Here is a 21960-nt window from a genome sequence, read left to right on the forward strand (position 1 = left end):
ACGGCCGCAGCCCTTGGCCTGCCAGGCTCTGGATGGAAGCCGGGGACGTTGCGTGGCGCTCCGCCAAGTCACAACGCCTGGCGTACACCCTCGTCTTCACCCCACAACAGTTTGCCGAGGCCGGTGTCGGCGGGCAGCAGGAGCAGGCTGAGGATGAAGACCAACAACAGGCCCAACACATAGGCCAGGCTGATTAGCCTGTGGCGTCGATGCCGCTGCGCCTTGGGCCGCCGGGCGGCTTGCTCCGTGCGCTCTCGCGGGTTGGACGGCGACTGCTTGGTGGGCTTGGGCGAGTGATTGGACATGCTGTCTCGATCTGTTGCGAGCCTGCGACGCTTCTCTGGACGCGATGCAATGGGCGGTAGCCATACGGCTGCGCGAAGTAGAACCGAAATGGAGGCCTTTTGCCAGTACGTCGCGTCGACACGCTGCATTGCCCGTTGCGTAGCGTCCCTCTGCACCTGCACCTGCGCAGCGGCATGCTGGCTTCATCTGAAACAAACGGAAAAGCTCTGCTAGGGCGATGCGCCGAAGAGTCGGATGAAGTCGACCATACTCAAGCGTCGCTGTGCCACCGACCTGGAGAACCCATCCATGCAGACGCGCCGCCAGCTGCTTCACCGTACCGCCTTATTGGCGGCGATAACTGCCCTTGGGTCTCTGGTCCCGGGCGCTGCCAAGGCTGCGGAGCCACTGCGCCTGCGCAAGATTCCGTCCACTGGCGAATGGCTCCCGGTGATCGGGCTGGGCACCTCGCGCACGCATGACATCCCCCTCGATGATGCCGAAATGCAGGACTTGCTCAAGGTGTTGCGGGTCTTCGTCGAAGGTGGTGCCAGCCTGATCGACACCGCTCCGAGCTATGGCAACGCCGACCGGGTGGTGGGTGAGTTGGTCCAACGACAGAGGGCGCGCGCGCAGGTCTTTCTCGCCACCAAGGTATCCGCCACCGGGCGCGAACGTGGCCTGGAGCAGATCGAGGACAGCTTCGAGGCTCTACAGACCGACGTCATCGACCTGATCCAGGTGCATAACCTGCAGGACACCCGCACACAACTTGGCCTGCTACGCGAGCTGAAGGAGCAAGGCCGCATTCGCTACATCGGGGTGACGCACTATGTCGAATCCGCGCACGACCGGCTGCTTGAGGTGCTCAAGCAGGAGCCCGTCGACTTTGTCCAGTTCAACTATTCGGTCAGCGAACGCAACGCCGAGAAGCGCCTGTTGCCATACTGCGCCGATAACGGTATTGCCACGCTTATCAACCGCCCCTTCACCCGGGGCAGTTTGCTATCGCGGGTCAAGGACACACCGCTGCCAGCCTGGGCGGGCGAGATCGACGCCAGTTCCTGGGCGCAGTTGCTGCTCAAATTCATCCTCGCCGAGCCCGCGGTCACCACGGTGATTCCTGCGACCTCCAATCCGCGATACATGGTCGATAACGTCTTGGCCGGGCAGGGCCGTTTACCGGATGAACGCCAGCGGCGATTGATCGTCGAGGCGTTTCGCTGAACGCCTCGCAATGCGTCGGGGATTGAATGACCACCCGCACACCGGACATACCGTTGTACGCTCGAACGCTGCCGACAATCAGGGTAGCTGCAGGCCGCCGGCTGCCCTGTGCAGGCCGCGCAGGTGCTGGCCGATCTGCGATAGGTTGGCTTCGATGCTCTCCAACTCCCGCCGGCGCTCGTCACCTAGCAGCAGTCGAACCTCAGCGTTCAGTGCCTCGGTGAGCTGGCTCAGGCGCGCTTGGCGCTGGCTGCTTTCTTGCTCCAGGCGTTGCCACTCGCTGGCCTGCGGCAGGCCGTAGCCGACGCCATCGAGCAGCTCGGCCGGACGGCTGAGATAACCGCTGTTGGCGAGAATGTCCTGCAGGGTTTCGTCAGCCTTGGCCAGGCTGGTATCGCCGCGCTTGCGGTCGCCCAGATAACGCTTCTTGAGCTCCTCCTGAGCCAGCAGCAGATGTCGGCGCAACGCTGCTTGCTCCACCAGCAGCAGGGCGGCGCTGGCGCGCAGATCGGCTTTGTCGATCCATGGACGGCGCTCCTCGGCGTCGAGCTCAAGCCATTGCTCGACATCGGCCTGCGGCAGACCCAGACGCTCACGAAGCACGGCGAACATCGCCTGGTAACGGTCGCGGTAGGAGTCGAAACGATAGCCCAGGCGCAGCGCCTCGCGTGGGTTGTCCAGCACGCTGGCATCGGCCAGGCCGCGCTTGATCAGCATTTCCAGCAAGCCGCTGGGCAAGATGCTATCCAGTGCCGTCAGCTCGGGGCGGGCCGTGCCGCTGCGCAGCAACTTGAGCGTTTCCACCGCGCAGTTGTTGGACAGGAAGTAGTAGTCGCCGTCATAGCTCCAGTGCATCTCCGCGCTGCGCTCGACCAGTCTGTCGATCTCGTCGCGCTGTAGCTTGAGCGGGATCGAGGCGAGGCTGCGCAGCTCGACCTTGGTGTACTCGTCGATTACCTGGCCCAGTGGCAGAACGAACAGTCGCGAGGGGTAGACGCCGGTCAGGCCATCCCAGCTGGACAGTTGCACATCTCCGACGAAGGCGCGGAAGGACAGCACCAGATGATGGTCGAGATCCAGCCGGCAATCCGGCCCGCGCGGGCGGCCCGGTGCGCAGATCACCAGGCGCAGCATGCTATGGCCCCAGCGGCTGACCCAGGCATCGTTGGCTTCGGCGAACAGGTAATCGACCTCATAGATCCGCTGTGGATCGAGTTTGACCAGGGGCGTGCGGGCGAAATCATGTCCAGCATTGAGAATCGGCAGTCCGGTATTACAGACGGTGACGTCGGCTGGCTGCCAGCCGAAATGCTCGCGGAAATAGCGATGCAGCGAAGGACGCCGGCAGGCATAGCTGGGGTCCAGGACAAAATACTCCAGGTTCACCGCGACGAATTCCAGCGGATTGGTCAGCTCATAGGCGTCCGGACTACGGGCAGCCTGGGCATTGCTGACCTCCCGCTCGCCTCGCTGGCCGACGCGCTGGGGCCAGCCGGCAAGATCGAGCAGGCGCGGGTCGTCGCTGAGGGTGAAGCGGCGTTCGGTCTGGCCGCGGCAGCTGTCCGGCAACCCAACCAGGCCGAGGCTGGCGGCTCGCTGGCTGCAGAAGGCGAGCTGGCGGTGGCTCTCTGGCGACCAGAGCCGAGACCGGTCGTAGAGGTGTCCCACTTCGTGAATCAGCGTCGCCAACAGCTCGCGGCGAACGCTGCCATGCGGACGACTCGTGAGCTTGCTCGTCGCGGAGCCATCGGTCAGTGTCGGGAGCAGACGCCGGTTGAGCAACAGAACACTGCCGCCCGCGCTGCCATAGACATCATGGGTCAAGCCATCATGCCAGCGAACGTGGACTTCACGGTCGAGCCGCTCGATGACCCGCGGCGGCAGGGCGGCGACGGCTTCGTCCAGCAGCTGCTGGCTGGCCGCGCGTTCGGCCTGCTGCAGATCGCTAGCGTCCAGCGTTAGGCGCAGGTCGGCCTGACAAAGGTTGACGAGCGTGGTGAGCGCAACGGCTGCCCACCAGGGGCGAGGCGATTTCACTGGGCGAGAATGGTTTCAGCCAGCACCCGATCGCCGGCGCCGCGGACGTCTGGAAACTCGTTACGCAGACTGGCGAAGGCCGCTTCCAGGCGTGCGCCACGAATGGCTCCGCCGCTCGCGACAAAGCCGGCGGCCTCGTCACGGGCTTCGCTGACGACCTTCATATCGCTGATGCGGCTGGTGACGTCGGACGTGAAATTGATGCTGCGATCCAGCGCGTTGACCACGATGTTGCTGGTGGCAACCAGCGTTTGTGCCTGGGCACCGCTGGCGAGCAGGGTCAGTGCGAGCGGCACGGCAAACAGCTTCAGTTTCATGTGAGAACTCGTAAAGAGGGATGGGTTATTGGACGAGGATGGCTGCGGCCAGTTCCAGGTCGCTTGCGGCCAGTTGCGGCTGATGCTCGTGCAGCCAGCGCAGGGCCGCCTCCAGCCGTGCGCCACGGACTTTGCCTTGGCTGGCGACGAAACGGGCCGCGTCATCGCGCGAGTCGAGGATCCGCTTGTTATCGAACGGGGCGCTGGTCACCTGACTGGCGACATAGGTGGAGGCAACGGAGCCGGCGACAGTGGTGTCGAATGCCTGGGCGCTACCGCAGAAGCAGCAGCTGGCGAGTACAAGGTAAAGCGAACGCATGTAAATCCTGGAGCTGAAAAGTCAGCCGCCAAGGCTAGCGAAACGCCAGCGCCAGGGCCAGCGTCGCGCTTGATGAAGCCTGTAAATCAGCGCGTCAGGATGGCGCTGGCCAGCTCAAGATCGCTGGTGTGCAGGTCTGGCGCCTGAGTGCGAATGTAAACAAGCGCTGCCTCCAGCTGTGCACCGCGCGCTTCGCCATCAGACGCAACGAAGCGGGCTGCGTCGTCGCGTGCTGCGCGTACCAGCTTGTTGTCGCCCAGATTCGAGGTGATGTCGGAGGTGCCTTCGACGGTGTTGACCAGCGAGGCGCCGATGGCGTCGATGGTGCCGGTGACGCTTCCGGCCGATGCGCTACCGGCGGCCAGGCAGGCCGCCGCGGCAACGGACATTAGAAATTTGTTCATAGACTTCTCCCAGTGCTAGACGCGGCTACCTGCCGACTTCCGGTTCGACCATCGGACAGGCTATGCCGTTCAGCTTAGGCCCCACGGTCCCGGCTGGGAAGCACAACGTCAGCGCCAGAAGGGTCTGCCCACCTCGGCCATGCGCTCGCTGCGGCTGATGCCGATGTCCGACAGCTGATGGTCGTCCAGTGTCGCCAACTGGCGACGTGTGCGAGACCGCTGACGCCATAGTCGTACAACTTGAACCAATCGGCCCAGCGATAGCCGGCTGATGCCGAGCGTGAGCGTGCGTGGCAGTACGCGTTCCATCTGCCTCTCCTTCCCGCCGGTTCGCGGGGATGGGTTATGGGCAGATAGGGTCGCGCGCCGGGCTGTTGCGTAACAGTCACAGGGGCTGTGGATTGTGCCGGTTCAGTTACGGTCGATGGCAAACTGTACCGCTGTTGCGCCTGGCAAACTGTTCGGCGCTGTCCGGCCTTCAGCGTATGGCGAATGAAGGGCTGAGCATCTCGATCGGACGAATCTCGAAGTCGCGGGTCAGGAAGTCCATGCGCTGTTCATGGAAGCGCTGCATGTGTGGCAGCGCGCTGTGCACGTGCAGATGCTCGGCCGACTGCCAGACCTCATAGAAGATGAACAGCGTCGGGTCCTCGCGGTCGCGCAGCATGTGGTACTCAATGCAGCCGTCCTCGGCCCGGCTTGCATCGACGTAGCGGCTGAACAGCGCTTCGAACTCGGCGGACTTTTCCGGCCGGGTGTAGGCGTATAGGAGGAAGGCATAGCGTTCGCTCATCAGGTGCCTCCTATGGATTGATGCATGCAGCCTAAGGCATGAACGAGCCTAGCATTCGTGACTTGAAGTCAAATCGCTTTTGCCTGAGGCGCTCTGTTTTGCCGCGATGAAGATCGTTAGGCTGCTCGCCATTCTCACTTGCTGGATGCGACGCCCCATGAAAAAAGTCCTGCTGTTGAACGGCGCTAAGCAGTTCGCTCATTCCGATGGGCGCTACAACACCACCTTGCACGAGGCCGCACTGAGCTTCCTCGACCGCGCCGAGTTCGATGTCAAGCAAACCCAGATCGATGCTGGCTACGACCTGGCCGAGGAAGTCGCCAAGTTTCTCTGGGCCGACGTGATCATCTACCAGATGCCCGGCTGGTGGATGGGCGCCCCCTGGACCGTGAAGAAGTACCTCGACGAGGTGTTCACCGAAGGGCATGGCAGTCTCTACGCCAACGACGGTCGCACGCGCTCCGATGCGTCGCAGAAGTACGGCAGCGGCGGTTTGTTGCAGGGCAAGCAGTACATGATCTCGGCGACCTGGAATGCACCGCAGCAGGCTTTCGACGACCCGACCGATTTCTTCGAAGGCAAGGGCGTCGATGCGGTGTATTTCCCTTTTCACAAGGCTAACGAGTTCCTCGGCATGAGCGGCCTGCCGACCTTTCTCTGCGTCGACGTGATGAAGCGGCCTTCGATCGAGGCCGATATCCAGCGCTACGAAGCGCATCTAGCGCAGGTCTTCGGTTTCTAGCGTCTAGAAAAACAAAACCCCTCGCGGCGATGCCGGAGGGGTTCTGGTGGCGCCGGGTGCGGTTATTCCACAGCTTTGACCATGTCCTCGACGACCTTCTTGGCATCACCGAAGACCATCATGGTCTTGTCCATGTAGAACAGCTCGTTGTCCAGGCCGGCATAGCCGCTGGCCATGGAGCGCTTGTTGACGATGACCGTCTTGGCCTTGTATGCCTCGAGAATCGGCATGCCGGCGATGGGCGACTTGGGATCGTTCTTCGCCGCCGGGTTGACCACGTCATTGGCGCCGAGCACCAGCACCACGTCGGCCTGGCCGAACTCGGAGTTGATGTCGTCCATCTCGAAGACCATCTCGTACGGCACCTCGGCCTCGGCCAGCAGCACGTTCATGTGCCCGGGCATGCGGCCGGCAACCGGGTGGATCGCGTACTTCACGGTCACGCCCATGTGGGTCAGCTTCTCGGCCAGCTCCATCAGCGCATGCTGCGCGCGAGCCACCGCCAGGCCGTAGCCGGGGACGATGATCACGGTGTCGGCGTTCGACAGCAGGAAGGCGGCGTCATCGCTGGAGCCGGATTTGACCGGGCGCTGTTCCTTGCTGCCCGTCGCCGGGCCAGCATCGGCGTCGCCACCAAAGCCGCCGAGGATGACGTTGAAGAACGAGCGGTTCATCGCCTTGCACATGATGTAGGAAAGGATCGCGCCGCTCGAGCCCACCAGCGAGCCGGCGATGATCAGCATCGAGTTGTTCAGCGAGAAGCCGATCCCGGCCGCCGCCCAGCCCGAATAGCTGTTGAGCATCGAGACCACCACCGGCATGTCGGCGCCGCCGATGGGGATGATGATCAGCACGCCGATGACGAAGGCCAGCGCCACCAGAATCATGAACGCAGTGAAGTTGCCGCTGAAGGTATAGATCAGGCCCAGTACCAGAATCGCCACGCCAACGGCGAGGTTGATTTTGTGCTGGTTAGGAAACGACACAGGCGCGCCCTGGAACAGGCGGAACTTGTACTTGCCCGACAGCTTGCCGAAGGCGATCACCGAACCGGAGAAGGTGATGGCGCCGATGGCTGCACCAAGGAACAGCTCCAGGCGGTTACCGGCCGGGATCGGGTAACCGATGGCCTGGACGATGCCCAGCGACTGCGGCTCGAGCACTGCGGCGATAGCGATGAACACTGCCGCCAGGCCGATCATGCTGTGCATGAAGGCGACCAGCTCGGGCATCTTGGTCATTTCGACGCGCTTGGCCATCAGCGTGCCGATGGTGCCGCCAATCAGCAGGCCGAGGACGATGAAGCCGAGGCCGCTCCAGGCACTGGCGCTCTCAGCCAGCTGCTCGCCGAGCTTGAACACCAGGAACACCGTGGTGACCACAGCGATGCCCATGCCGATCATGCCGAACAGGTTGCCGCGGCGTGAGGTGGTAGGGTGCGACAGGCCTTTCAAAGCCTGGATAAAACTCACCGAAGCGATGAGGTAGAGCAGGGTGATCAGGTTCATGCTCATGGCTTGGACTCCGCCTTAGCGCCTGCGCGCTCCTTCTTCTTGAACATTTCCAGCATGCGCCGGGTAACCAGGAAGCCACCGAAGACGTTCACGGCGGCCAGGGTCACCGCCAGGGTGCCCATCAACTTGCCCATCGGGGTGACGGTCAGGGCGGCGGCCAGCATGGCGCCGACGATGACGATCGCCGAGATGGCGTTGGTCACCGCCATCAGCGGGGTGTGCAGCGCGGGGGTGACATTCCAGACCACGTGGTAGCCGACGTAGATCGCCAGCACAAAGATGATCAGGTTGTAGATGCCATCAGAAATCATGTCCATGTTCGGGCTCCCTTAATCGTTGGTGCGCACGACCTGACCGTCGCGGCACATCAGGCACGCGGCGACGATGTCGTCTTCGAGATTGAGCTGAAACCTGGCTTCGCCATCGATCACCAGCTTGAGGAAGTCCAGCAGGTTGCGGGCGTATAGCGCCGAAGCATCCGCCGGCACGAGGGTCGCCAGGTTGGTGTAGCCAACCAGGGTCACGCCATGCTTGACCACCACCTGGTCGGCTTCGGTCAATGGACAGTTGCCGCCCTGGGAGGCGGCGAGGTCGATCACCACCGAGCCGGGCTTCATCTGCTGCACGGTTTCTTCCTGCAGCAGCGTCGGCGCCTTGCGGCCCGGAATCAGCGCGGTGGTGATGATGATATCGGCCTGCTTGGCACGTTCGTGCACGGCTTGGGCCTGGCGCGCCATCCAACTCGCGGGCATGGGACGGGCATAGCCACCGACGCCTTCGGCGCATTCGCGCTCCTCGTCGGTCTCGCACGGCACGTCGACGAACTTGGCGCCAAGGGACTCGATCTGTTCTTTTACCGCCGGGCGTACGTCCGAGGCTTCGATCACCGCGCCCAGACGCTTGGCCGTGGCGATGGCCTGCAGACCGGCGACGCCTGCACCGAGGATCAGCACGCGAGCGGCTTTGACCGTACCGGCGGCGGTCATCAGCATCGGCATGAAGCGCGGGTACTGGTTGGCGGCAACCATCACCGCCTTGTAGCCGGCGATATTGGCTTGGGATGACAGCACGTCGAGGCTCTGCGCGCGCGAAGTGCGCGGCGCTGCCTCTAGCGCGAAGGCGGTGATGCCGCGTTCGGCCATGCGGGCGATGTTGTCGTTGTCAAAAGGGTTGAGCATGCCGACCAATACCGTGCCTGGCTGCATCTGCGCCAGCTCGGTTTCGCTCGGTGCGTTCACCTTCAGCAGGATCTCTGCTGCGAACGCCGCAGCGGCATCGGCGATGGTTGCGCCTGCCGCCTCGAAGGCACTGTCCGGGATACTGGCCTGTACGCCAGCCCCGCTCTGCACCGTCACCCGATGCCCTTGCCCGATCAGCTTCTTGATGGTTTCCGGTGTCGCGGCGACGCGCGTTTCACCGGGCCTGGTTTCGAGAGGAACACCAATGTGCATTGTTCTTATTCTCCTGCTTGATCGTAACCAGCGGGCTGCCCGGCCACCCGGGCAAACGCACCACTGGCGTTACTTTTCGCCCGACCACTGTAACGGCGGTCGAGCGTGGATCGGCTAAGGCCCTTGCACCGCGGCTTGAAGCCTGGTGCGGCGCGGCATTCTGCAAGGGCTGAAAAAATCAAACAACTGTTTTAATCAGAACGCGAAGCTGCCGCTTCGTTCGCGACGTGACCGTTAGGTTGATTTGTATCGTTGTAGGCTGCGTCAGTATTGGGTTCGACCTTCGTCTAAGGTTCCGTGCCGGATTATGCGAGGCGCAATCATGAATGACCGGCCATAGACGCGGTATTCCTCTGCAGCCTTGGCTATATTCGACCTTGGTGCCGGTTTGTCGACGGCCCGTAGCGATACGGAAAAAACTGCCAGAGGTTTGCAATGTCATGCATTCCTTGTAGTCCAAAGCGGTTGGTCGCGCTGGCTTCAGAGCGACCTCCTTCGATTGAATGTCCGCAGGAAAATTCAGCATGGCCGAACTGGACGTGAACGAGATAACCACTCTGCTGGACGAGCCGGCGCAGCGGCGGTTGCCTTTCGCCTTTGCCCGGCGCCATGGAGTGATACTGCTGGAGCGCCCGGACGGGCTGCGCTTGTGCGCGCGCGAGGGCGCGCCATTGACCGCGCTACAAGAGGCGCAGCGTTTCGCTGGCGGCCCGCTGGCGATGCAGTGGCTGGCTCAGGACGAGTTCGAACAGGCGCTCAGTGCGGCGTACCAGCACGATTCTTCGGCGGCGATGCTGATGGTTGAAGGCCTGGGCGATGAGATGGATCTGCACAGCCTGGCCGACCAGATCCAGGAAACCGAGGATCTGCTGGAGCAGGAGGATGACGCGCCGATCATTCGCCTGATCAATGCCATCCTCGGTGAGGCAATCAAGGAAAACGCCTCCGATATCCACGTCGAAACCTTCGAGAAACGCCTGGTGATTCGCTTCCGCATTGACGGCATCCTGCGCGAAGTCGTGCAACCCAAGCGCGAGCTGGCGGCGTTGCTGGTGTCGCGAATCAAGGTCATGGCGCGGCTGGACATCGCCGAGAAGCGCGTCCCCCAGGACGGCCGGATTTCACTGCGGGTCGGTGGTCGTGAGGTCGACATCCGCGTCTCGACGCTGCCGTCCGCCAATGGTGAACGCGTGGTCTTGCGGCTGCTCGACAAGCAGGCCGGTCGCCTCACCCTTCGCCACCTCGGCATGAGTGACCGTGATCGCAAGGTGATGGAACATGCGGTGCAGAAGCCTCACGGGATCATTCTGGTCACCGGCCCGACCGGGTCTGGTAAGACCACCACGCTGTATGCCAGTTTGGTCACGCTCAACGACCGCACGCGCAATATCCTCACCGTCGAAGACCCGATCGAATACAACCTCGAGGGCATCGGTCAGACCCAGGTCAACACCAAGGTCGATATGACGTTCGCCCGTGGCCTTCGCGCCATCCTGCGTCAGGATCCAGATGTGGTGATGGTCGGCGAAATCCGCGACCAGGAAACCGCCGACATGGCCGTGCAGGCCTCGTTGACAGGCCACCTGGTGCTATCGACGCTGCACACCAATAGCGCCATCGGTGCGGTAACACGCCTGGTAGACATGGGCGTCGAGCCATTCCTGATTTCATCGTCGCTGCTCGGCGTGCTGGCCCAACGCCTCGTCCGCGTGTTGTGTAATGACTGCAAGCGCGCCTATGTCGCCGATGAAGCCGAATGCGCGCTGTTCGGCCTCGATCCGAGCGAGGCGCCGACGCTGTACCACGCGGAGGGTTGCGATGTCTGCCGCCAGCTGGGTTATCGCGGGCGGACCGGCATCTACGAGCTGGTGATATTCGATGACACCCTGCGCAGCATGACCCATACCCGCGCAGCCGAACAGGATATGGTCCGCCATGCTCGCCGGCTGGGCCCGAGTATCCGTGAGGACGGCTTGCGCAAGGTACGTGAAGGCGTGACCACCATCGAAGAAGTGTTGCGCGTGACCCGCGAGGAATAAGCGCATGAGTTGTACCGGCAGAAGGATCGCTACCCTGGCCATGACCGCCTTTGAATACCGCTTCGTTGTTGCTGACCACGGCAATCCGGCCGTCTCCATGACCTGGTCTTTCCAGGTTGGCGCCGCGCTGTGGCGGCCGACGCGAATGGCAGAAGGCTGATGGCGGCGTTCGAATACATCGCCCTCGATCCTCGTGGTCGTGAGCAGAAGGGCTTGATCGAGGCTGACAGCCCGCGGCAGGCGCGTCAGCTGCTGCGCGAGAAGCAGTGGTCGCCGCTGGAAGTCAAGCAGGCCAAGGCCAAGGAAGACAGCGGTGGCGGCGGCTTCGCCTTCGGGCGTGGACTGTCGGCGCGGGATCTGGCATTGGTGACCCGCCAGCTCGCCACGTTGGTGCAGGCCGCGTTGCCCATCGAGGAAGCCCTGCGCGCCGCCGCGGCGCAATCGACGTCGCAGAAGATCAAATCGATGCTGCTGGCCGTGCGGGCGCGCGTGATGGAAGGCCACAGTCTGGCTGGCTCGTTGCGCGAATATCCGTCCGCCTTTCCCGAGTTGTATCGCGCGACCGTCGCCGCTGGGGAGCATGCTGGCCACCTCGGGTTGGTGCTCGATCAGCTGGCCGACTACACCGATCAGCGCCAGCAGTCGCGGCAGAAGATTCAGCTGGCGCTGCTGTATCCGGTGATCCTGCTGGTGGCGTCGCTGGCCATCGTGGTGCTGCTGCTGGGTTACGTGGTGCCGGACGTGGTCAAGGTGTTCGTCAACACGGGCCAGCAGCTGCCAACGCTGACCACCGGGCTCATTGCCGTGAGCGAGGCGGTACAGCGCTGGGGCTGGTTGATGTTCGTGGGCATCGTCGCCGCTGCATTGGCCATGCGCCAGGCGCTGCGTGACGACAAAATCAAGCGTCGCTGGCATGCGTTGATCCTGCGTATTCCGCTGGTAGGGCGGCTGGCGCGGGCGACCAACACCGCGCGTTTCGCCTCGACGCTGGCGATCCTTACCCGCAGTGGTGTGCCATTGGTGGATGCGCTGGGGATTGCCGCGGCGGTGATCGCCAACCTGCGCATTCGCGACAAGGTCATCGAGGCGGCGCAGCGGGTGCGCGAAGGCGGCAGCTTGACCCGCGCATTGGACGCCACCGGTGAGTTCCCGCCGATGATGCTGCACATGATCGCCAGCGGCGAGAAATCCGGCGAGCTCGACCAGATGCTCGCCCGCACCGCGCGCAATCAGGAAAATGACCTGGCTGCGCAGATCTCGCTGCTGGTGGGGCTTTTCGAGCCCTTCATGCTGGTGTTCATGGGCGCTGTGGTATTGGTAATCGTCCTGGCGATCCTGCTGCCGATTCTTTCTCTCAATCAACTGGTGGGCTAGTAAGCATGACCTTGAACGAACGCAAGCAGAGGGGCTTTACCCTCATCGAAATCATGGTGGTGGTGGTGATCCTCGGGATCCTCGCCGCGCTCGTGGTGCCGCAAGTGATGAACCGCCCGGACCAGGCCAAGGTGACCGTGGCCAAGGGCGACATCAAGGCGATCAGCGCCGCCCTCGACATGTACAAGCTGGACAACTACGCCTACCCCAGCACCCAGCAGGGCCTGGATGCGCTGGTGGAAAAGCCTGGTGGCAATCCGCAGCCGAAGAATTGGAACCGCGACGGCTATCTCAAGCGCGTGCCGAAGGACCCTTGGGGCAACGAGTATCAGTATCTGTCGCCGGGCACCCAGGGCCAGTTCGATCTGTATTCCTATGGCGCCGATGGCAAGCAGGGCGGGTCCGACCTGAACGCGGATATCGGTAACTGGGACCTCTGATCGATGCCTCGGGCGCGCCGGGAGGGCGGCTTCACGCTGATCGAACTGCTGGTAGTGATCGTCATCCTCGGCAGTCTGGTGGGCTTGGCGGTGCTCTCGATGGGCAGCTCGAGTTCGTCTCGTGAGGTGCGTGACGAAGCGCAGCGACTGGCGACACTGATCAGCCTGATGGCCGATGAAGCCGTACTCGACAGCCGTGAATACGGCCTGCTGGTCAGCCGCGACGGCTACCGGGTAATGCACTACGACGAGGCCGATGCGCGCTGGCGCGATGCCGGAGACGGGAAGGCGCACCAGGCGCCGGAATGGATGCGGCTGGAACTGGAGCTCGATGGCTCGCCACTGAAGCTGGTGGCGCCGGTCAAGCGCGAGGACGACCCGATCGGCCTTTCCGATGATGATGACCGCGAGCGCCGCCGTGCGCCCCGCGTTCAACCACAGCTGTTGATCCTGTCGAGCGGTGAGCTTTCGCCCTTTACCCTGACCTTCTCCGACGAACGACCGGGCGGCACCGGCTGGGTGGTCTCCAGCGATGGCTTCAGCATGCCCCGCGCAGAGCCGCAGGAAGCGCGCCGATGAGTCGCGACCGGCCCCGTTCACACGGATTCACCTTGCTCGAAGTACTGGTGGCATTGGCGATCTTCGCCATCGTCGCGGCGGTGGTGCTGACTGCGGCCGGGCGCAGCGTGAACAACGCCGGGCGATTGGAGGCATTGACGCTGGCCGGTTGGATCGCCGACAACCGCCTCACCGAACTGCAATTGCAGCAGCCGGCACCGAGCATTGGCCGCGAGGACCTGAAACTGGATTTCGGTGGCCGCCAGTGGCAGACGCTCAGCGAAGTGGAAACCAGTGGAACACCCGGGCTGTTACGCATTCAGGTCTGGGTAGCAGCGGCCGATTCGCGCCGAGACAATGGTGGCTCCATCGAAAAGCGCGCCGTGACCAGCCTCACCGGCTTCGTCGGGGTTGACCCGTGATGCGTCGTGCCGTGGCCGGCTTTACCTTGCTGGAGCTGCTGATCGCCATCGCCCTGTTCGCGCTGCTGGGACTGGCGACCTACCGCATGCTCGAGGCCGTACTGCGCAGCGACGAAGTGGTGCGGGCCCAGGAAACCCAGCTGCGTCAACTCGGCCGCGCCGTGTGGCGCTTGGAACGGGACCTGATGCAAGCGGTGCCGCGACCGGTGCGAGATGGTTACGGTGATGAGCAGAACGCCTTCGTCGGTCAGCTCGCCGGCTTCGAGGGCGGTGCGGCGTTGGAGCTGACCCGCAGCGGCTGGCGCAACCCCACAGGGATGCGCCGGGCCAACCTGCAGCGGGTGCGCTGGCGACTCGCCGGAGACACGCTGGAGCGGCTTTACTGGATCGTGCTGGACCGGGATTTGGACAGCGAACCACGGGTGCAGCAGGTACTCGATGACGTTATCGAGCTGCGCCTGCGTTATCTCGATGCGGAAAACAGCTGGCACGAAGAGTGGCCGCCGTTCGTATTCGGCCGGGGCGATCCGGAAGAGCAGGCGCGCCGGTTGCCGGTAGCCGTCGAGGTGTCGTTCGATCATCAGCGTTACGGCACCATCACCCGGCTGCTGCGTCTGCCGGATGGCCCGACACCGGCGCCGCAGTTCATCCAACCGGATTCCCAGGGCGTGCCTGAGCCGGTGACCGAGGATGAGCTGCAATGAGGGCCCAGCGCGGCGTCGCGCTGATTACCGTGCTGCTGGTGGTGGCCATCGTCACGGTCGTCAGTGCCGGCATGATTGCCCGTCAGCAGCTGTCGATCCGCGGTACCGCCAACCAGGCGCAGGCACGCCAGGCCTGGCACTACGCCCTGGGTGGAGAAGCCCTGGCGCAGTCGATACTGCGCCGCGATCTGCAGACATCAGGCAACGGCACCGGCCAACCCGCCGTCGATCATCTGCTCGAACCTTGGGCACTGCCGCAGCCGGCCTATGACCTCGACGAGGGGCAGGGCCAGGTGCAGATCCGTATCGAGGACCTGGCCGGGCGCTTCAACCTCAACAGTCTGGTGCAACAGCAGCAGCCAAATGCGGCGGCGCTGGCGCAGTTTCGGCGGCTGCTGTTGCGTCTGCAGATCAGCGAACCTTATGCCGAGCGCCTGCTCGATTGGCTGGACAGCGACCAGCAGCCCAGTGGCGAACAGGGCGCCGAAGACAATGCCTATCTGCTGCTCGATCCGCCCTATCGCACCGGGGGGCGGCGCCTTGAGGACTTGTCGGAGCTGCGCTTGTTGCTCGACATGCGCGACGAGGATTTCCAGCGCCTGGCGCCCTTTGTCGCCGCGCTGCCGGCGGACACCCCGTTGAACGTCAATACGGCCAGTGCCATGGTGCTGTCGAGTCTCGCCGATAGCCTCAGCCTGAGTGCCGCCCAAGCGCTGGTGCAGGCGCGACCGGCAGGCGGGTTTCGCGATGTCGCGACTTTCATGGCGCAACCCGCGCTTGGCGGTGTCCAATTGCAGGGCACCAGCGTGGCGGTGACGAGTCAGTTCTTCCAGGCCATCAGCGAGGTGCGTCTGGCTGATCGCCGACTGGCTCTGGTAAGCCAGCTGCGACGTGAGGAAGACGGCGAGGTCCGTGTCCTTCAGCGAAACCTGGGGCAACCGCCACGGCTGCCTCGCCAAACCACCGATGGAGAGCGATAGCTGATGGACTGTCTGTTTCTGCCTGCCGATTGCGGCACCCGGCTCGGCGCCGACACCCAGGTCTACTGGTTGCCGGGCGAGGGCAAAGGTGGCTGGATGCCCCTGGCGAGGTGCGCCGAGCGGGCCCCGGCGGCGGTGACCCTGGTGCTGCCGGCCGAGGTCTGCAGCTCAGTCGCGGTCAACCTGCCGACGCGCAAGGCGCGCTGGGTCAACCAGGCGATGGCTTACGCGGTGGAAGAGCTGCTGGCCGAAAACGTCGATGATCTGCATCTAACCCATGGCGATGCGCTGGAAGACGGGCGTCGCCGGGTCATCGCCATTCGCCGGCAGCTGCTGGCGGACTGGTTGGAGGATCTGCATGCGCTGGGGCTGACCATCGTTGCCATCCATGTCGATGCCGATCTGCTGCCGCGTGACGGTACCCAGCTGCTGTTCATCGATGGGCGCGCGTTGCTCGGCGGCGCCCCGGAAGCCCGGCTCGCCTTCGACAGCAGTCAGTGGCCGCACCTGGCCGCGCAGTGCACCGCGCCTCGCCATGGCCGTGGCACTCTGGAAGAAGCACCTGAGCCGCTGGATGACTACCAGCGACTGGACGATCCATACCGCTTCCTCGCGTCGGGGCGTGCCGCTGCGCTGAATCTGGCCCAGGGCGACTTCGCCGTACGGGCCGCCGGCAGCGGACTAGGCCCGTGGAAGCCGGCGTTGGCGGTGCTCGTGTTGGTGCTGGCGGTGCAGTTGATCTTCAATCTGGTCCAGGCGTGGTCTCTAGAGCGTCAGGCCGAACGTTATGCCGACGCCAGCCGCGCCCTCTACAGCGAGCTGTTTCCCGAGGATCGGCGCATTGTCAACCTGCGTGCACAGTTCGACGAGCACATTGGCCAGCGCGCAGGAGGCTCGGCCGGGTTCATGCGGCTGCTGGACGAGGTGGCCCTGGCGATGGCCGAAGGGCTTCCCGTGTCGATCAGTCAGCTGGACTACAACCAGGCCCGTGGCGACCTGGCCCTGCAGGTGCGCGCTAGCGATTTCGCAGCGTTGGAACAACTGCGTCAGCGTCTGGGCGAGACCGGTGAAAGTGTTCAGCTGGGCTCCGCCAGTCGGGACGGCGATGCAGTCAGCGCGCGCGTAGTGATAGGAGGTCAAGGATGAATCTGAGACAACAGATGCGCGTACGCCTGGCGGAATCCCCGTTGTGGGTGCGCTGGCAGCGCCTGCAGCCGCGCGAGCGGCTGTCACTGAGCCTGCTCGGGGCCTTCCTGCTGGTGGTGCTTTTCTATGTACTGCTCTGGCAACCGGCCCAGCAGCGCGTGCGTGATGCACAGGCCTATTTTCAGCAGGAGCGCGAGCTGCATGCCTATCTGGAGCAGAACACCGAACTGGCCCGGCAGATGTCCCGTAACAACCCGGTATCGCTGGCACCCGAGCAGTTGCAGGGGCTGGTGACGCAGAGTGCACAGCAGAGCGGTCTGACCATCGAAAGCTTCGACATCGGCAATGACGGCAGCGTGCAGGTGAGCTTGCCCGGCGCGTCCTACGCCACGCTGTTGCGCTGGTTCGATGAGCTGCAGGCGGCAGGCGCTAGCCTCGCCGAGGTCAGCATCAGCCAGGTCGGGGAGGGGCTGGTGGATGCTCGGGTGAGCTTCCGCGCGGGCGCGTAGCTCACGCGGAGGTCGGTGGGTTCCGTGAAGCAACGCCGTGCCCGACGCTGCGTTCGGATCATTGCGGCGGCTGAATCTGCATCGCCAAAGCGCGTAGCGCCGCTTCGGCATCGAGCACCTTGTTGACCACGTCGTTGGCTTTCTCGCGGCTCAGCCCGAGGCGATCGAACAGGTCCTGAGGAATCTCACTGTAGGGGCCGGAGCCGATGCCGCGGTTGCGCAGCAGGCGTACCGCCAGGCAGACCAGATTGGCATGGGCGGCATGCTCGCCCTGGTAGCGTGGGTCATGCTGGAAGCGCAGCGCTGTCGACAGCTCGTCCGGCATGCCCCAATAGCGCATCAGCCAAGCGCCGATCTGCTCGCGGGTAATACCGAGCAGATGCTGTTCGATGATGCTGTGGTTCAGGTGTGGGTTGACCTCAAGGTGCCGGCAGATCAGCGAAAAATGCGGTGGGAACACGTGCGCCAACACCAGATAGCCGAAGTTGTGCAGCAGGCCCGCCAGATAGCTGAGCCCGGCCTCGGGGCGTTGAGCACGGGGAATAGCGCGGTTCAGGCCCTCGATCACCGCCGCGGTGTAGATTGATTGCTGCCAGTACGGCGTCGCCTGCTGCGGCTGGTCCTTGGGCAGGCTCAGCGTTTTGCCCAGCGCCAGGCCCAGCGCCAGATTGATCACCAGATCGAAACCGAGCACCCGCACGATGGCATCTTCCACCGAGCGGATCTTGCCTGGTGCGGCGTAGTACGGCGAGGCGGCCCAGCTGACTACTTGGGCGGCCAGCGCCGGGTCGGTTTCGACGACGCCGGTAATGTCGTCCACCGTGGCGTCCGGGTTGACGCGCAACTTAATGATCTTCTGCGCCGTCTGCGCCAGCGGCGGAATCTCGATGGTTTCTTCCAGGCGCTTCTGGATGCGTCGTGCGGTAAAACTTTGCACCGCCTGGGTGATTTCGGCGCTGTCTTGTTCGGGGCGGTCGAGGTTGGGCTGGATGGCACTCAGGGGCACGGCGAATTGGCCGGCGCTGGCCTTGCTGAGCAGCGTCTTGAAGTCATTGCTCGCCATCGCCAGGAGCATGCCGGGCTGACCGGATTCGACCAGCAGTTCCGGTTGCTGCAGCAGACGCTCCTCATAAAGACACGGCGAACTGGTCAGCGGAGGTAAGCCGGGCAGCACCTTGAGATCGTGCTTGGTCAGCATGCGCATCAGCCGTTCGGGCTTGACGGCTACCAGCTGGCGCCCGGTCAATTCGACCAGGCGCGGCAGGTCGAGCAGATGGTCGCGGGGATGGAGCACCAGCAGCGCACCGATGGCATCGTCAACCAGTACGGCCTGCACGCGTTGGGCCGGTTCCAGATCCGAGCGGTCCTCGCAGATGCGGTAGGGCAACGCCAGTTTATCCAGCAATTGGACAATCATTGGCGGTAGCGAGATGTCATTGTCGCTTGCGGCAGCCGTGTTCATAACAGGTCCGTGTTTATTCCCGATTGGCGCAGTATAGCCTTAGGTTTAGTGCGGTTTGAGTTTACCGACGAGCGTCAAACCTGCCCGTATTGCTGGCCGTGGCGCAGCCAGCGTTCCAATAGCGGGCTGACATGTTGCGGCCAGCGCGCCAGCAGAGCCTGGGCCGCGTCGCGCACCGCAGGCAGCAGATCGGCATCGCGCATCAGGTCGGCGACCTTGAACTGCAGCAGGCCGGTCTGCCGGGTGCCCAGCATTTCGCCAGGGCCGCGCAGTTCAAGATCCTTTTCCGCGATGATGAAACCATCGCAGGTTTCGCGCATGATCCCCAGCCGTTCGCGGCCGATCTGCGAAAGAGGCGGGTGATAGAGCAATACGCAATGGCTGGCTGCGCTGCCCCGGCCGACCCGCCCGCGCAGCTGGTGCAGCTGAGCGAGGCCCAGTCGCTCGGGGTTCTCGATGATCATCAGGCTGGCGTTGGGCACGTCGACGCCCACTTCGATCACCGTAGTCGCCACCAACAGTTGCAGCCGGCCTTCCTTGAATTCGGCCATCACAGCGGCTTTTTCGGTCGGCTTCATGCGGCCATGAATCAACCCTACATTGAGGCCGCCAAGCGCTGCCGACAGATCCTCGGACGTGGTTTCGGCGGCCTGGCAGGTGAGCTCCTCGGACTCTTCGATCAGCGTGCAAACCCAATAGGCCTGGCGCCCTTCGTTGCAGGCCGAGCGCACCCGCTCGATGACTTCCAGGCGACGGCTGTCGGTCACCAGCACGGTGTTTACCGGGGTACGGCCGGGCGGCAATTCGTCCAGAATCGAGGTGTCCAGATCGGCATAGGCGCTCATCGCCAGGGTCCGCGGAATGGGCGTGGCGGTCATGATCAGCTGGTGCGGACAGAGCCTACCGTCGACGCCCTTGCGGCGCAGGGCCAGGCGCTGCTGCACGCCGAAGCGGTGTTGCTCGTCGATGATTACCAATGCCAGACGCGTGAATCGCACCTCATCCTGGAACAGCGCGTGGGTGCCGACCACCATCGGGCAGCCTTCGGCGATGCGCTCCAGTGCCGCGGAGCGTGCCTTGCCTTTGAGCTTGCCGGCCAGCCAGGCGACCTCGATGCCCAGCGGCTCGAGCCATTTGCAGAAGGTGATGAAGTGCTGCTCGGCGAGAATCTCGGTCGGCGCCATGAGCGCCACCTGGTAACCGGCTTCCAGTGCCTGCAGCGCGGCCAACGCAGCGACCACGGTTTTGCCTGCACCGACATCGCCTTGCACCAGGCGCAGCATCGGCTCGTCCTGGGCGAGGTCATAGGCGATTTCGGCGCCGACCCGCTGCTGCGCGCCGGTGGGCTGGAAGCCGAGGTTGTGCAGGTAACGCTGCGGCAGGCTGCGCGCCGTTGGCAACGGTGGCGCATGTTGTGCACGAACGCTTTCCCGCAGCCGCTGCAGCGACAATTGATGGGTCAGCAATTCCTCGAACGCCAGGCGATGCTGCGCCCAGTGGCGGCCCTCGGCGAGGTCTTCGAGATCAGCATCCGGGGGTGGCCGGTGGAGGTAGCGAATGGCCTCGTCCAATGGCGCTAGTCGATAATCGCGTGCGAGCTCGTCGGGCAACCAGTCGGGCAGGCTGTGCGGGCCGAGCCGAGCCAGCGCCTGTTGGGTGAGCTGCCGCAGACGCTGCTGGGTCAGGCCTTCGGTGGTTGGATAGATGGGGGTGAGCGTCTGCTCCACGACAACCGTTTCACTGTCACTGAGCGCGCGATATTCCGGATGATAGATTTCCAGCCCCGAGGCGCCGGGCCGGGCCTCTCCGTAGCAGCGCAGCTGGGTGCCGCGCTTGAGGCCTTCCTTCTGCGCCTGGCTGAAATGATAGAAGCGCAGGCTGAGGCTGCCGCTGCCATCGTGCAGACGCACCAGCAGGCTGCGGCGTCGACCCATGACCACGTCGGCACCGGTCACCGTACCTTCGACCACCGCATCCTGGCCCGGCCGTAGCGCACCGATCGGCACGATGCGGGTGCGATCTTGATAACGCAGAGGCAGATGGAACAGCAGGTCCTGCAGGGTTTCCAGGCCGACCTTGGCGAGCTTTTCGGCCAGTGCCGCGCCAACGCCCTTGAGTGCGGTGACCGGGACCGCCGCCAGCTCGCTCATCGGTTCACGCGTTCGCAGCAGGCGGTTTGGCGACCGAGCACAGGCGGATGGAGTCGGCCAACACCTCGATTGCCTTCGGACGCGGGAAGCTGGCGCGCCAGGCGATCGCCACGGTGCGGAACGGCACCGGCGCGGTCAGCGGACGAATGTCCAACACCCCTGGGGAATAGTGATGGCTGTCCACCGCCGACAGCGGCAGGATCGATACACCGAGACCGGAGGCGACCATGTGGCGGATGGTTTCCAGCGACGAAGACTCAACCGTGGTGTGGCTCGGGGCCTCGCCCTTGCGAGTGGTCGGGCAGGCTTCGAGCACCTGATCGCGGAAGCAGTGACCTTCACCGAGCAGCAGCAGGCTCTTGTCGTTGAGCATCTCGGAATCAATGGTTTCTTTTTTGGTCCACGGATGGTTGGCCGGCATCAGCACATAGAACGGCTCGTCATACAGTGGCAGCGTCAGCACGTCGGCTTCCTGGAACGGTAGGGCGATGATGATCGCGTCCAGCTCGCCGGTGCGCAGCTTGTCGCGCAGCACGTGGGTGAAGTTTTCCTCGATATACAGCGGCATGTCCGGCGCCACGCGATGCAGCTGCGGGATCAGATGCGGAAACATGTACGGACCGACGGTATAGATGGCACCGACCTTGAGCGGCGCCGCCAGCTGATTTTTGCCCGCCTGGGCCAACTCGCGAATGCTTTGCGCCTGCTCGAGCACCTTCTGTGCCTGGGTGACGATGCCTTCACCGACCGGCGTCAGCCGGACCGCGCTTTTGGTCCGCTCGAAAATCAGCACGCCGAGCTCGTCCTCGAGCTTTTTAACTCCCACCGAGAGGGTTGGCTGGCTGACATGACAACGCTCGGCGGCGCGGCCGAAATGTTGTTCCTGGGCGAGCGTGACGATGTAGCGCAGTTCGGTCAGTGTCATAGTGAGTTTCCATCAGGGTGCGGGCTAGCATAGCCTTTGCTCGAGTTCGAACCAACTGGACAGCGCCCGTTCATGGCCAGCTGATCAGCGGCAAAACTCACTGGGCAGCGGTACACTCCAGTAAGGCGGGCCGATTGAGTGACCCGCAATGGTTACGGAGCA

Annotated in this window: 25 protein-coding genes; 12 read left to right on the forward strand and 13 right to left on the reverse strand. The window is 63.8% G+C overall.

The features are described from left to right. Nucleotides 1-68: 68 nt before the first annotated feature. A complete protein-coding gene (locus H3028_RS05905; RefSeq protein WP_181296131.1) occupies nt 69-305 on the reverse strand; it encodes a hypothetical protein in 237 nt (78 codons plus the stop codon). 289 nt (nt 306-594) lie between these two features. Between H3028_RS05905 and H3028_RS05910 the strand changes: the two genes are divergently transcribed. Next, a complete protein-coding gene (locus H3028_RS05910) occupies nt 595-1512 on the forward strand; it encodes an aldo/keto reductase (RefSeq protein WP_181296209.1) in 918 nt (305 codons plus the stop codon). Nucleotides 1513-1590: 78 nt separating this feature from the next. Here the strand turns inward: H3028_RS05910 and H3028_RS05915 are convergent, their stop codons facing one another. From H3028_RS05915 to H3028_RS05940, 6 genes are all read right to left on the reverse strand, one after another. Beyond that, nucleotides 1591-3480: a DUF4105 domain-containing protein gene (locus H3028_RS05915; RefSeq protein ID WP_219919942.1), complete on the reverse strand. Its 1890-nt coding sequence runs from the start codon at nt 3478-3480 to the stop codon at nt 1591-1593. A 65-nt stretch (nt 3481-3545) separates the two neighbouring features. After that, nucleotides 3546-3866: a DUF2388 domain-containing protein gene (locus H3028_RS05920; RefSeq protein ID WP_181296133.1), complete on the reverse strand. Its 321-nt coding sequence runs from the start codon at nt 3864-3866 to the stop codon at nt 3546-3548. Nucleotides 3867-3891: 25 nt separating this feature from the next. Next, nucleotides 3892-4185, reverse strand: coding sequence for a DUF2388 domain-containing protein (locus H3028_RS05925; RefSeq protein WP_181296134.1), 294 nt, complete (start codon nt 4183-4185; stop codon nt 3892-3894). Between the two features lie 86 nt (nt 4186-4271). Continuing rightward, a complete protein-coding gene (locus tag H3028_RS05930; RefSeq protein WP_181296135.1) occupies nt 4272-4589 on the reverse strand; it encodes a DUF2388 domain-containing protein in 318 nt (105 codons plus the stop codon). Nucleotides 4590-4697: 108 nt separating this feature from the next. Then, nucleotides 4698-4898, reverse strand: a complete 201-nt coding sequence (locus tag H3028_RS05935; RefSeq protein ID WP_181296136.1) for a DUF1127 domain-containing protein — start codon at nt 4896-4898, stop codon at nt 4698-4700. A 169-nt stretch (nt 4899-5067) separates the two neighbouring features. Then, nucleotides 5068-5382 (reverse strand): putative quinol monooxygenase, encoded by a 315-nt coding sequence (locus H3028_RS05940; protein WP_181296137.1) that lies wholly within the window; start codon nt 5380-5382, stop codon nt 5068-5070. 157 nt (nt 5383-5539) lie between these two features. Between H3028_RS05940 and H3028_RS05945 the strand changes: the two genes are divergently transcribed. Further along, complete coding sequence (locus tag H3028_RS05945) at nt 5540-6124, forward strand: NAD(P)H-dependent oxidoreductase (protein ID WP_181296138.1); 585 nt, start codon at nt 5540-5542, stop codon at nt 6122-6124. 62 nt (nt 6125-6186) lie between these two features. Here H3028_RS05945 and H3028_RS05950 read toward each other — a convergent pair whose 3' ends face one another. From H3028_RS05950 to H3028_RS05960, 3 genes are read right to left on the reverse strand one after another with little or no spacing between them, the layout of a single operon-like run. Then, nucleotides 6187-7638, reverse strand: coding sequence for an NAD(P)(+) transhydrogenase (Re/Si-specific) subunit beta (locus tag H3028_RS05950; RefSeq protein WP_181296139.1), 1452 nt, complete (start codon nt 7636-7638; stop codon nt 6187-6189). After that, nucleotides 7635-7955 carry an NAD(P) transhydrogenase subunit alpha gene (locus H3028_RS05955; protein ID WP_021209089.1) on the reverse strand — a complete coding sequence of 107 codons (321 nt, stop codon included), beginning with the start codon at nt 7953-7955 and terminating at the stop codon, nt 7635-7637. Before H3028_RS05955 ends, H3028_RS05950 begins: the two co-directional genes overlap by 4 nt. Before the next feature lie 12 nt (nt 7956-7967). Then, nucleotides 7968-9089, reverse strand: a complete 1122-nt coding sequence (locus H3028_RS05960) for a Re/Si-specific NAD(P)(+) transhydrogenase subunit alpha (protein WP_181296140.1) — start codon at nt 9087-9089, stop codon at nt 7968-7970. Nucleotides 9090-9613: 524 nt separating this feature from the next. On the opposite strand from H3028_RS05960, the gene gspE reads away from it, so the two are divergent. Genes gspE through H3028_RS06010 form a run of 10 tightly spaced genes read left to right on the forward strand, consistent with a single transcriptional unit; the run spans nt 9614 to nt 17261 of the window. Beyond that, nucleotides 9614-11128 (forward strand): type II secretion system ATPase GspE, encoded by a 1515-nt coding sequence (gene gspE / locus H3028_RS05965; protein ID WP_181296141.1) that lies wholly within the window; start codon nt 9614-9616, stop codon nt 11126-11128. A gap of 4 nt (nt 11129-11132) precedes the next feature. Beyond that, complete coding sequence (locus H3028_RS05970) at nt 11133-11288, forward strand: hypothetical protein (RefSeq protein WP_181296142.1); 156 nt, start codon at nt 11133-11135, stop codon at nt 11286-11288. Beyond that, complete coding sequence (gene xcpS / locus H3028_RS05975; RefSeq protein ID WP_181296143.1) at nt 11288-12502, forward strand: GspF family T2SS innner membrane protein variant XcpS; 1215 nt, start codon at nt 11288-11290, stop codon at nt 12500-12502. Before H3028_RS05970 ends, xcpS begins: the two co-directional genes overlap by 1 nt. Nucleotides 12503-12507: 5 nt before the next feature. Continuing rightward, entirely contained in the window at nt 12508-12942 is a 435-nt protein-coding gene (gene gspG, locus H3028_RS05980; RefSeq protein WP_019341373.1) for a type II secretion system major pseudopilin GspG, read from the forward strand. A 3-nt stretch (nt 12943-12945) separates the two neighbouring features. Next, the gene (gspH, locus tag H3028_RS05985; protein WP_181296144.1) at nt 12946-13521 is read left to right on the forward strand and encodes a type II secretion system minor pseudopilin GspH; all 576 of its coding nucleotides are present in this window, start codon (nt 12946-12948) and stop codon (nt 13519-13521) included. Further along, entirely contained in the window at nt 13518-13922 is a 405-nt protein-coding gene (gene gspI, locus H3028_RS05990; protein ID WP_181296145.1) for a type II secretion system minor pseudopilin GspI, read from the forward strand. The genes gspH and gspI overlap by 4 nt, the downstream gene beginning before the upstream one ends. Next, nucleotides 13922-14626, forward strand: coding sequence for a type II secretion system minor pseudopilin GspJ (gene gspJ / locus H3028_RS05995; RefSeq protein WP_181296210.1), 705 nt, complete (start codon nt 13922-13924; stop codon nt 14624-14626). The genes gspI and gspJ overlap by 1 nt, the downstream gene beginning before the upstream one ends. Then, nucleotides 14623-15606, forward strand: coding sequence for a type II secretion system minor pseudopilin GspK (gene gspK, locus H3028_RS06000; protein ID WP_181296146.1), 984 nt, complete (start codon nt 14623-14625; stop codon nt 15604-15606). The genes gspJ and gspK overlap by 4 nt, the downstream gene beginning before the upstream one ends. Nucleotides 15607-15609: 3 nt before the next feature. After that, nucleotides 15610-16752, forward strand: a complete 1143-nt coding sequence (gene gspL, locus H3028_RS06005) for a type II secretion system protein GspL (RefSeq protein WP_181296147.1) — start codon at nt 15610-15612, stop codon at nt 16750-16752. After that, the gene (locus tag H3028_RS06010; protein ID WP_181296148.1) at nt 16749-17261 is read left to right on the forward strand and encodes a type II secretion system protein M; all 513 of its coding nucleotides are present in this window, start codon (nt 16749-16751) and stop codon (nt 17259-17261) included. The genes gspL and H3028_RS06010 overlap by 4 nt, the downstream gene beginning before the upstream one ends. Nucleotides 17262-17319: 58 nt before the next feature. Here H3028_RS06010 and H3028_RS06015 read toward each other — a convergent pair whose 3' ends face one another. The 3 genes from H3028_RS06015 to H3028_RS06025 form a co-directional block, all read right to left on the reverse strand. Next, nucleotides 17320-18723 (reverse strand): aminoacyl-tRNA deacylase and HDOD domain-containing protein, encoded by a 1404-nt coding sequence (locus H3028_RS06015; protein ID WP_181296149.1) that lies wholly within the window; start codon nt 18721-18723, stop codon nt 17320-17322. A gap of 74 nt (nt 18724-18797) precedes the next feature. Further along, nucleotides 18798-20873 (reverse strand): ATP-dependent DNA helicase RecG, encoded by a 2076-nt coding sequence (recG, locus tag H3028_RS06020; protein WP_181296150.1) that lies wholly within the window; start codon nt 20871-20873, stop codon nt 18798-18800. Between the two features lie 4 nt (nt 20874-20877). Further along, nucleotides 20878-21798, reverse strand: coding sequence for a hydrogen peroxide-inducible genes activator (locus H3028_RS06025; protein WP_181296151.1), 921 nt, complete (start codon nt 21796-21798; stop codon nt 20878-20880). Between the last annotated feature and the right edge of the window lie 162 nt (nt 21799-21960).

Source organism: Pseudomonas sp. Q2-TVG4-2 (assembly GCF_013620795.1).
Classification (GTDB): domain Bacteria; phylum Pseudomonadota; class Gammaproteobacteria; order Pseudomonadales; family Pseudomonadaceae; genus Stutzerimonas.

Coding starts and splice junctions, on each gene's coding strand:
- H3028_RS05905 (WP_181296131.1), bottom strand. CDS start 305: ATGTCCAATCACTCGCCCAAGCCCACCAAGCAGTCGCCGTCCAACCCG.
- H3028_RS05910 (WP_181296209.1), top strand. CDS start 595: ATGCAGACGCGCCGCCAGCTGCTTCACCGTACCGCCTTATTGGCGGCG.
- H3028_RS05920 (WP_181296133.1), bottom strand. CDS start 3,866: ATGAAACTGAAGCTGTTTGCCGTGCCGCTCGCACTGACCCTGCTCGCC.
- H3028_RS05925 (WP_181296134.1), bottom strand. CDS start 4,185: ATGCGTTCGCTTTACCTTGTACTCGCCAGCTGCTGCTTCTGCGGTAGC.
- H3028_RS05930 (WP_181296135.1), bottom strand. CDS start 4,589: ATGAACAAATTTCTAATGTCCGTTGCCGCGGCGGCCTGCCTGGCCGCC.
- H3028_RS05935 (WP_181296136.1), bottom strand. CDS start 4,898: ATGGAACGCGTACTGCCACGCACGCTCACGCTCGGCATCAGCCGGCTA.
- H3028_RS05940 (WP_181296137.1), bottom strand. CDS start 5,382: ATGAGCGAACGCTATGCCTTCCTCCTATACGCCTACACCCGGCCGGAA.
- H3028_RS05945 (WP_181296138.1), top strand. CDS start 5,540: ATGAAAAAAGTCCTGCTGTTGAACGGCGCTAAGCAGTTCGCTCATTCC.
- H3028_RS05950 (WP_181296139.1), bottom strand. CDS start 7,638: ATGAGCATGAACCTGATCACCCTGCTCTACCTCATCGCTTCGGTGAGT.
- H3028_RS05955 (WP_021209089.1), bottom strand. CDS start 7,955: ATGGACATGATTTCTGATGGCATCTACAACCTGATCATCTTTGTGCTG.
- H3028_RS05960 (WP_181296140.1), bottom strand. CDS start 9,089: ATGCACATTGGTGTTCCTCTCGAAACCAGGCCCGGTGAAACGCGCGTC.
- gspE (WP_181296141.1), top strand. CDS start 9,614: ATGGCCGAACTGGACGTGAACGAGATAACCACTCTGCTGGACGAGCCG.
- H3028_RS05970 (WP_181296142.1), top strand. CDS start 11,133: ATGAGTTGTACCGGCAGAAGGATCGCTACCCTGGCCATGACCGCCTTT.
- xcpS (WP_181296143.1), top strand. CDS start 11,288: ATGGCGGCGTTCGAATACATCGCCCTCGATCCTCGTGGTCGTGAGCAG.
- gspG (WP_019341373.1), top strand. CDS start 12,508: ATGACCTTGAACGAACGCAAGCAGAGGGGCTTTACCCTCATCGAAATC.
- gspH (WP_181296144.1), top strand. CDS start 12,946: ATGCCTCGGGCGCGCCGGGAGGGCGGCTTCACGCTGATCGAACTGCTG.
- gspI (WP_181296145.1), top strand. CDS start 13,518: ATGAGTCGCGACCGGCCCCGTTCACACGGATTCACCTTGCTCGAAGTA.
- gspJ (WP_181296210.1), top strand. CDS start 13,922: ATGCGTCGTGCCGTGGCCGGCTTTACCTTGCTGGAGCTGCTGATCGCC.
- gspK (WP_181296146.1), top strand. CDS start 14,623: ATGAGGGCCCAGCGCGGCGTCGCGCTGATTACCGTGCTGCTGGTGGTG.
- gspL (WP_181296147.1), top strand. CDS start 15,610: ATGGACTGTCTGTTTCTGCCTGCCGATTGCGGCACCCGGCTCGGCGCC.
- H3028_RS06010 (WP_181296148.1), top strand. CDS start 16,749: ATGAATCTGAGACAACAGATGCGCGTACGCCTGGCGGAATCCCCGTTG.
- H3028_RS06015 (WP_181296149.1), bottom strand. CDS start 18,723: ATGAACACGGCTGCCGCAAGCGACAATGACATCTCGCTACCGCCAATG.
- recG (WP_181296150.1), bottom strand. CDS start 20,873: ATGAGCGAGCTGGCGGCGGTCCCGGTCACCGCACTCAAGGGCGTTGGC.
- H3028_RS06025 (WP_181296151.1), bottom strand. CDS start 21,798: ATGACACTGACCGAACTGCGCTACATCGTCACGCTCGCCCAGGAACAA.